The following is an 8,338-nucleotide window of genomic DNA, read 5'->3' as shown; positions in this document are numbered from 1 at the left end:
CGCCTGGGCGGGACATGAGGGCGAGATCGCTCTCAGGCGCGACGGGGCCTGGCTCTTCCTTGCGCCCGCCGAGGGGTGGTGCGCCCTCGACCGCGCCCGTGGCGTGCTGATGCTGCGCGGGGCTGCCGGCTGGCGTGACCTTGCCGAGCTGCCCGATGCCGGGCGTGACGACCTCGCCCGCCTCGGCATCAACGCCAAGGCCGATCCGGTCAACCGTCTCGCCGTGCGCGCGCCCGCCAGCCTCTTTGTCGGCGAGACGGGCTCGCACCGGCTGACGGTGAGCAAGGGCGCGGCCGGCGACACGGCGGCGCTGCTTTTCCAGACCGACTATGCGGCGCGCGCCGAGATCGGCCTTTGCGGCGACGACAACCTGTCTCTCAGGGTTGCCCGCGACGGGGGCGGCCTGGCACCGGCGCTGACCGTCGCCCGCGCCTCGGGAAACGTCGGCATCGGCACCACGGAACCCGGCGCGGAGCTGGAGGTCTCCGACACAAACGGCGACGGCGACTGCCGCCTGCAACTGCGCACCGGCAACGAAATCGCCCAGTTCGGCGTGTCCACGACCCAGGTCTTCATCGACACCACCGACGAGAAGCCTTTTGTGCTCTATGGGAATGGGGCGAGTAGACTAATTGTAGGTGCTTCAGGTGCTGTGGGAATCGGGGTGCTTGAACCAACCGCACGGCTTCATGTGGATGGAGCGATGCGTTGCACTGTGTATCCTGCTGAATCCCTTCCTGACCCCGCCTCCATTGGCCCAGGTGCTATCGCATTCTCTGATAATGGCACTGCAATTTCGCAGTTGTTTTGTGATGGGCAGAAATGGGTGACGGTGATGAGTTCCAACAAATGAACATGAATTTTATTGTAGGAGATTTGAAATTTAAACGTCCAATTCATTTGGTGTTACTTTTTTGAAAATTAATACATTAATTGACTCGTTGTCTTCGTTTGAATTTGCGGTGCAATATGGTTTGGACTAAAAATCAAACGGTGATTCCGACCTCCAAACGGATACAATAGCATGGCAACATCACCGTTTTTCCGATCCCGCAAGCATGGCTCAGCTGGAGCTAGTTCAAAGGACGACGGAGGAGTCGAAGTGGAGGCGGATTTTTCGCTGGAAGCTCAGTTGCGCGATCTTCTCAAGCTTACACGAGATGATGGGGAGCCTAATCTTAATCCCCTTATGGAGTTGCTTCGCGATTTCAACGCAATGAAATTCAATATAAAATTTTTCGGCTATGAATTGGCGAAGATTCTCGCAGAAAACCTTCCTCCCGCACCCTCGGGTGGGCCATTTGAAGTCAGCATGATGTCAAAGCCCTCGACGCAAGCTGATTTGTCGGATGATTGGACGCGTCATTGGACGAGTGAGTTGAGGGTTGCTCATGTCTTTCATCGGAAGCTGTGGGAACTCGCCTATGTGCTCCAGTTCGTCTGGCAGACTGGAAATATGGGCGAAGGCAAGAGAGGGCTGGGCTTCGGATGTGGTGAAGAACCCCTTCCGTCATACTTGGCATCCAAAGGTTGTCATGTCACGGTGACAGACTTGGAGCCGACAGATCGGCGTGCGGCTGGGTGGGCTTCGACTAATGAGCTCGCAACCCTCGAAAAAGCATACAAGTCTGAATTCTTGGATCGTGAAACGTTTAATCGGCTGGTCGACTTCAAGTATGTCGATATGACGGATATTCCATCCGATCTGCGTGGGTTTGATTTTTGCTGGTCGATTTGTGCTTTTGAGCATTTGGGGTCGATTGCAGCTGGTATGGATTTTGTTGAAAGCGCTGTCGATGTTCTGAAGCCCGGTGGCGTCTCCATTCATACTACTGAATTTAATTTCATGAATGACGTCGAGACTATGGATAATTGGAGTACGGTTCTATTTCAAAGAAAGCATTTTGAGGAAATGGCACGCCGCTTGGAGGCGAAGGGGTGCGATGTTGCTCCGCTTTGTTTTGATGTAGGTGACGGTGCACTAGACAAGTTTATTGATGTCGCACCCTATGCCCATGACTGGCGGTTTGATCAGGGGGGCGCATGGCGAGATGGTGCAAATCATATCAAGCTAACTGCTGATGGGTTTCCGGTAACCTGCTTTGGCATCATTGCTACTAAGCGCTGACACTCGAGTTTGTAGGTTTACGATGGCAAATGAATATTATTATCTCGGTCGCTCCATGGGGATGGCTAAGCTTCATGGTACGGATAGCTACATATGCGTAGATACACGTTCCTGGGAGTCCTTGATATATATTCAGGGACATCCTGTTGAGCCGTCTGAACTCTCGGTGCTTAAGCGGTTTTTATCGCCGGGCGGGACATTTCTCGATATCGGGGCAAATTTCGGGCTTTATTCCATCGTTGCAAGCGAGATAATCGGTGCAAGAGGGCGGGTTTATTCTTTTGAGGCCAATCCTCATACCTTTGCCTATCTTAAGCAATCTGCCATGGCAAATCGCCTGATCTGGCTGCCTCAGTACACGTGGGAAAACCTGGCCGTTGCTGAGAGTAGCGGCGAGTTGGAGTTTGCGTATGACCCAACCCAACTCGGGGGAGGCCATATTCGCAATGAGCATGATGCGGAGGACACCCACACGATCGTGCGGGTGAAGTCTGTGGCTCTTGACGACTATCTTCCCTCGGACGTGCAGCCCGATTTCGTAAAGATCGATGTCGAGGGGCACGAGCTTGGCGTCTTGAAGGGGATGGAAAAGACGCTGCGGCGCTCGCCGAACATTCGCCTTCTGCTGGAATATTACACGTTCACTGACGAGGTGACGGAGTACGGGCGGAGCGTCATCGGCTATCTGCGTGAACTTGGTTTCGGCGTCTGCGCCTTGGATGGACATGGGGCGCTTCGTGTCGTTCCCGAGGGAGAGATCCCGACGGGAAATATCTATATTCTGGCGACGCGGACGCCCGACGAAGACGCCTCGCGCGCCCTTGATTCCTTTAGTATCCGCCCGCACGGGTTTGTGTATCACCCCGTGTTTGAGTCTGGTGAGCATCGTCTTGTCCAGCGCGGCGGAGAGCTGCTCTACGACGGTGCGCGTAGTGGCGACCTTGAGGAGCCGACGCTTTTCTTTGGCCCGTATATATCTCTGCCTGCCGGCGCGTATACTCTGCGGTTTGAAGGCGATGGCGATGGGGATGCACATTTGGCCCTGACCGCCGATGCCGGTGCGAAAGTGCTTTTCTCGTCGGAGGTTTCGCGGTGGAACCAACCGATCCGGTTCGATGTCGCCGAGAGGGTTGGGCAGTTTGAGGTTGTTCTGAGGAAAACCGCCAGCTTGAAGAGCTTGAGACTGGACGGCGTTGTGATCGAAAGGCGTTGAGGCAATATGCGGCCGGGCGTTTGATGCCAATAGGTACTGAATGAAAGTCGCTTTGGGCCGTGAAAACCTTTCCGGCGTCTTGTTGATCAAGGTTGCCTGGGGGAAATGTCACGCCGCAAGCTCAACCCTGTAAATTGTGCGCGTTTTTCCGCAGTGCGGAATCTGCCATATTCCCGATGTACATATGTTTGCGTTCGATTCGGGCGCGCTCGCGCATGCTTCGGCTGTGCAACCGGTGTTGCCGGATCTCGGCTGGGGATTGTTTTGTGAGAAGGTGCGGACATGCCTGAACGCCTCCCTCGACATGGTGGGCGGCGCCCGTCTGCAGGCGACGGCGGGCCCAGCCCGAGCAGGGCGGTGCCGATCGAGGAGATCGGAAACGGGGACGGACCGGAGACACGCATGTTCGCTCGCAAGTTCTTCAACAAGTCGTTCGACGGGACCCGGATCCTCGTTGTCGGCGACGTCATGCTCGACCGCTTTGTCTACGGCAAGGTCTCGCGGATTTCTCCCGAGGCGCCCGTGCCCGTGCTGCATGTCGACAGGGCGTCCACCATGCTCGGCGGCGCCGCCAACGTCATGGCCAACGCGGTCTCCATCGGCGCCGAGGCGGTGCTGATCGGCCTTGTCGGCGCGGATCCGGCCGGCGCCCACTGCGCGGAGCTTGTCGCCGCGCATCCCAGGGCCCGCAACGGCCTGATCACCCGTCCCGATATCTGCACCACGGTCAAGACCCGCTACGTCAGCAATGGCCAGCAGATCATGCGCTGCGACGAGGAGGTCGTGCGTCATGCTCCCGCCGAGGTCGAGGACCGCGTCATCGCCGCGGCATCGGCGGCGATGGCCGATTGCGACGTGCTCGCCATCTCCGACTATGCCAAGGGGCTGCTGACCGACCGGGTTCTGGCCGAGGTGATCGCGGCGGCGCGGGCACGCGGCATTCCCGTGATCGTCGACCCCAAGCGGCGCGATTTCTCCGCCTATCGCGGCGCGACGCTGATCAAGCCGAACCGCGCCGAGCTCCGCGACGCGACGGGCCATGCCTGCGCCGACCTCGAAGGATGCGCCGAGGCGGCCGCGCGGGTGATCGAGCAGACCGGCGCGGACCTGCTCGTCACCCTGTCCGACGAGGGCATGGCGCTGTTTCGCGCTGGCCGCGAGCCGCTGCATTCGCCCGCCAGCGCCCGCGAGATCTTCGACGTTTCGGGCGCCGGCGATACCGCGCTGGCGGTCTTCTGCGCCGCGCTCGGCGCAAGCCATTCGATGGAGCAGGCGACCTTTCTCGCCAATGCCGGGGCAGGCGCCGTCGTGCGCCGCGCCGGCACGGCGGCGCTGACGCCGAGCGAGCTGTCGCGTGAGCTCAACCGCATCAACCGCCCGCTTGCCCATGCCGTCGCCTCGCTGGAGGACGCCGCCGAGATCGTCGAGGGCTGGAAGCGCGAGGGCCTCTCCGTCGGCTTCACCAACGGCTGCTTCGACATTGTCCACGCCGGCCATGTGGCGATGCTGGCGAAATCGGCGGAGCAATGCGACCGGCTGGTGGTCGGGCTGAACAGTGACGCCTCCGTCTCGCGGTTGAAGGGCAGCGGCCGTCCGGTGCAGCCGCTCGTCTCGCGCGCCGAGGTTCTGGCGGCGATGCAGTCCGTCGATCTGGTGGTTCCCTTCGAGGAGGACACGCCGCTGGAGCTCATCTCCGCGCTGCTGCCCGACGTCCTCGTGAAGGGCGCGGACTACCGCGAGGAAGACGTGGTCGGTGGCGATGTGGTCAAGGCCGCCGGCGGGCGCGTGGCGCTCATCGAACTCGTCCCCGGTCTCTCGACAACCCGGGCGGTGGAGCGTATCAGATCGGCGCAGGGCTCAGCGGACGTGGTGGCATCCCTTGCCCCGCCCGTCCTGTCCGTGGCCGGCGCGGCCACTGCGGAACCGGCCTCCAGCGCGGAATGAGCGCTGCGGGTCGAACATCACACGGCATCGAAACACACACGACATGGAGCGAACGACGTGATCCTAGTGACCGGCGGCGCCGGATTTATCGGCTCCAACATCGCGCTGGCGCTGGCCGCGCGCGGCGAGCGTGTCGTGGTTTGCGATACCTTTGGCGATGGCGACAAGTGGAAGAACGTCCGCACGCTTCTGGCCGAGGAGTTCGTTTTCCCCGAGGCGCTTGACGGCTGGCTCGCCGCCAACGGCGATGCGCTCAGCGCCATCGTGCACATGGGCGCGATCAGCGCCACGACGGAGCGCGACGTCGATCTGATCGTGGCAAGCAACCTGCAGCTTTCGAAGCGACTCTGGAGCTTTTGCGCGGCGCGGGCGATCCCCTTCGTCTATGCCTCCTCGGCCGCCACATATGGTGACGGCGCGCGCGGTTTCGACGACCGTTCCGACGATGCCTATCTGTCGGCGCTTCGTCCGCTCAACCCCTATGGCTGGAGCAAGCTCCTGTTCGACCGGCAGGTGATGGCCGCCATCGGTCGTGGCGACCCGGCCCCTTCGAAATGGGCGGGCCTCAGGTTCTTCAACGTCTATGGCCCGCGCGAGGACCACAAGGGCTCGATGCGCTCCGTGATGCGGTCCAACTGGGAAAAGCTGCGCGCCGGCGAGCCGCTGCGGCTCTTCCGCTCCGACCGCGCGGACTATGTGGACGGCGGGCAGATGCGCGACTTCGTCCATGTGGACGATTGCGTCGCCGTGGTGCTGTGGATGCTCGACAATTCCTTCCCCGGCGACATCTACAATGTCGGCACCGGCACGGCGCGGCGCTGGGTCGATGTGGGCGAGGCGATGTTCGCGGCACTGGGGCGGGCGACCGACATCACCTTCATCGACATGCCGGAGCAGCTCAAGGGGCGCTACCAGTATTTCACGGAAGCGCGCATGGACAAGCTGCGTGCCGCGGGCTTCGACCGGCCGCCGACCGGCCTGACGGAGGGCGTCGCGGCTTATTTTGCGTTTCTGGAGCGGGAATCAGACATACTTTGACCATAGAAGCCGCGTAGGAGGCGAGAACGCAACGTGATGACCGGCATCATTGGCACGGGTCGCGAACGCCTGACCCGCGCGGACGCGGGCAAACGGAGACGGTCGTGAACGTCGAACCGGACAGGCACCTGCTGCTCGCGGCGGCCGGGCAAGGCGGTGCGCGCGGGCTTTTCCGGCGTGCCTGGGATTTCGTCTCGCGCCACTACGCTCTGCTTCTCGTCACGGGCATCTTCGTTGTCCCGGTCACCTGGGCGCTTCTCTTCTACGGGCTGATCGCCGCCGACCGCTACGTGTCGGAGACCAAGTTCATCGTGCGTGGCGTCAACAGCCAGCAGATCGGCGGTCTGTCCGTGCTGCTGCGCAGCTTCGGCCTGGCGCGCGCCAATGACGATGCCTATGCGATCCACAGCTACATCCGCTCGCGTGACGCGATGGACGAGCTGATGAAGCAGGTAGACCTCAGGGCGGTCTACACCCGACCCGAAGCGGATTTCATCACCGGCTACTCCACTCTGTTCGGCGATACATCGGAGGGCTTCTTCCGCTATTTCTCCGATCAGATCGTGGTGGAAGAGGACATCCAGACCGGCATCACCACCCTGCGCGTCTCGGCCTACCGGCCGCAGGACGCGGTGGCCATCGCCCGCGCGCTGCTCAGCCTCAGCGAGGCCAGGGTCAACCAGATGAACGACCGCGCCCGGCGCGATGCGCTCGATGCCGCCGGCGAACTCCTCAGCGAGGCGGAAACGCGCGTGATCGAAAGCCAGACGGCGATCACCGCCTACCGCAACCGGGTGCTGATGGTCGACCCGGAGGAGAATGTCAGCAAGCGCACGGAGCTGATCGCCGCGCTCACCTCGGAGATGGTCGAGGACGAGGTTCTGCTGCGTCAGCTCCGCACCTCCTCGCCGAACAATCCGCGCATCCCCCCGCTGGTCACCAAGATCACCTCCCTACGGGACCAGATCGCGGAAGAGCAGGGCCAGATCGCCGGCTCGGACGCTTCCATCGCCAGCAAGATCTCCGACTACGAGGGGCTTGTGCTGAAGCGCGTGCTTGCCGACAAGGCGTTCGAGAGCGCCATGCGCACCATCGACAACGCCCGGCAGGAAACGCAGCGCAAGCGTATCTACATCGAGGCCGTCGTCAGCCCGCACCAACCGGACAAGTCGACCGAGCCCAAGCGCCTGCGCCGCATTTTCACGGTGATGATCATTTCTTTCGCCGCGTTCGTGATGATCTACCTGCTGGTTTCCGGCGGGCGCGATCACCTCAACATCCATTGAGGGCGCCATGACGGACGAGATCGCCGCCACCGATACCTCGATGATCCTCAAGCGACGCTTCAAGACGCTGAACGCGCTGCTGATCCGCGAGCTGATGGTGCGCTTCGGGCACAACAACATCGGTTTTCTCTGGCTGGTCGGCGAGCCGCTGATCCTGACGGTCGGGGTGATGATCGTCTGGTCGTTCATCTACGGGCGGGAGAACCATGGCGTTCCGATCCTGCCGCTGGTGCTGACGGGCTACTCCATGCTCACGGTCTGGCGGCACATGGTCTCGCGCTTCGTGCACTGCTTCCGCCACAACTCGGGGCTGTTCTTTCACCGCCGCATCCGCCCCTTCGACATGCTGGTCGCCCGCGGGCTGTTGGAGCTTGTCGGCACGCTGATCGCGTTCTTCGTCGCCTACATCCCGCTCGCCCTGCTCGAGGTGATTGCCCCGGTGCACGACTACCTGATCATGCTGACCGCCTGGTTCCTGATGTGCGCCTTCACCTTCGGCGTCGGCCTCATCATCGCCAGCCTGACGGAGATGTCGGAGACGCTCGAGCGCTTCGTGCAGCCGGTCATGTATCTGTTGCTGCCGCTGACCGGCTCCTTCTACATGGTCGCCTGGTTGCCCAGCACGGCGCAGAAAGTGGTGCTTTGGTCGCCGCTGGTGCACGCCAGCGAGATGTTCCGCGGCGGCTATTTCGGCGCGACGGTTCCCACCACCTGGGATGCGTCCTACCT

General features: G+C 61.6%; 7 protein-coding genes. All 7 read left to right on the top strand.

What is annotated here, in order from left to right:
- Window positions 1-853, top strand: an 853-nt coding sequence (locus ACN0X0_RS22410) for a DUF2793 domain-containing protein (protein WP_417281054.1), incomplete at its 5' end; no start/stop codon positions are given.
- Window positions 854-1,024: 171 nt separating this feature from the next.
- On the top strand, window positions 1,025-2,128 hold the full coding sequence (locus ACN0X0_RS22405; RefSeq protein ID WP_417281053.1) for an SAM-dependent methyltransferase: 1,104 nt from the start codon (window positions 1,025-1,027) through the stop codon (window positions 2,126-2,128).
- Window positions 2,129-2,150: 22 nt separating this feature from the next.
- Window positions 2,151-3,341, top strand: a complete 1,191-nt coding sequence (locus ACN0X0_RS22400; RefSeq protein ID WP_417281052.1) for an FkbM family methyltransferase — start codon at window positions 2,151-2,153, stop codon at window positions 3,339-3,341.
- A gap of 402 nt (window positions 3,342-3,743) precedes the next feature.
- Window positions 3,744-5,285, top strand: a complete 1,542-nt coding sequence (gene rfaE1 / locus ACN0X0_RS22395; RefSeq protein ID WP_417281051.1) for a D-glycero-beta-D-manno-heptose-7-phosphate kinase — start codon at window positions 3,744-3,746, stop codon at window positions 5,283-5,285.
- Window positions 5,286-5,342: 57 nt separating this feature from the next.
- Entirely contained in the window at window positions 5,343-6,323 is a 981-nt protein-coding gene (gene rfaD / locus ACN0X0_RS22390) for an ADP-glyceromanno-heptose 6-epimerase (protein WP_417281050.1), read from the top strand.
- Between the two features lie 104 nt (window positions 6,324-6,427).
- Window positions 6,428-7,609, top strand: a complete 1,182-nt coding sequence (locus tag ACN0X0_RS22385; RefSeq protein ID WP_417281049.1) for a hypothetical protein — start codon at window positions 6,428-6,430, stop codon at window positions 7,607-7,609.
- A 7-nt stretch (window positions 7,610-7,616) separates the two neighbouring features.
- A partial coding sequence (locus ACN0X0_RS22380) for an ABC transporter permease (protein ID WP_417281048.1) occupies window positions 7,617-8,338 on the top strand: 722 nt, incomplete at its 3' end.

Origin of the sequence: Celeribacter sp., from assembly GCF_048270365.1 — a bacterium.
Classification (GTDB): domain Bacteria; phylum Pseudomonadota; class Alphaproteobacteria; order Rhodobacterales; family Rhodobacteraceae; genus Celeribacter.
The sequence above is the reverse complement of the archived record's forward strand: the minus strand, read 5'-3'. Positions and strand labels throughout refer to the sequence as shown.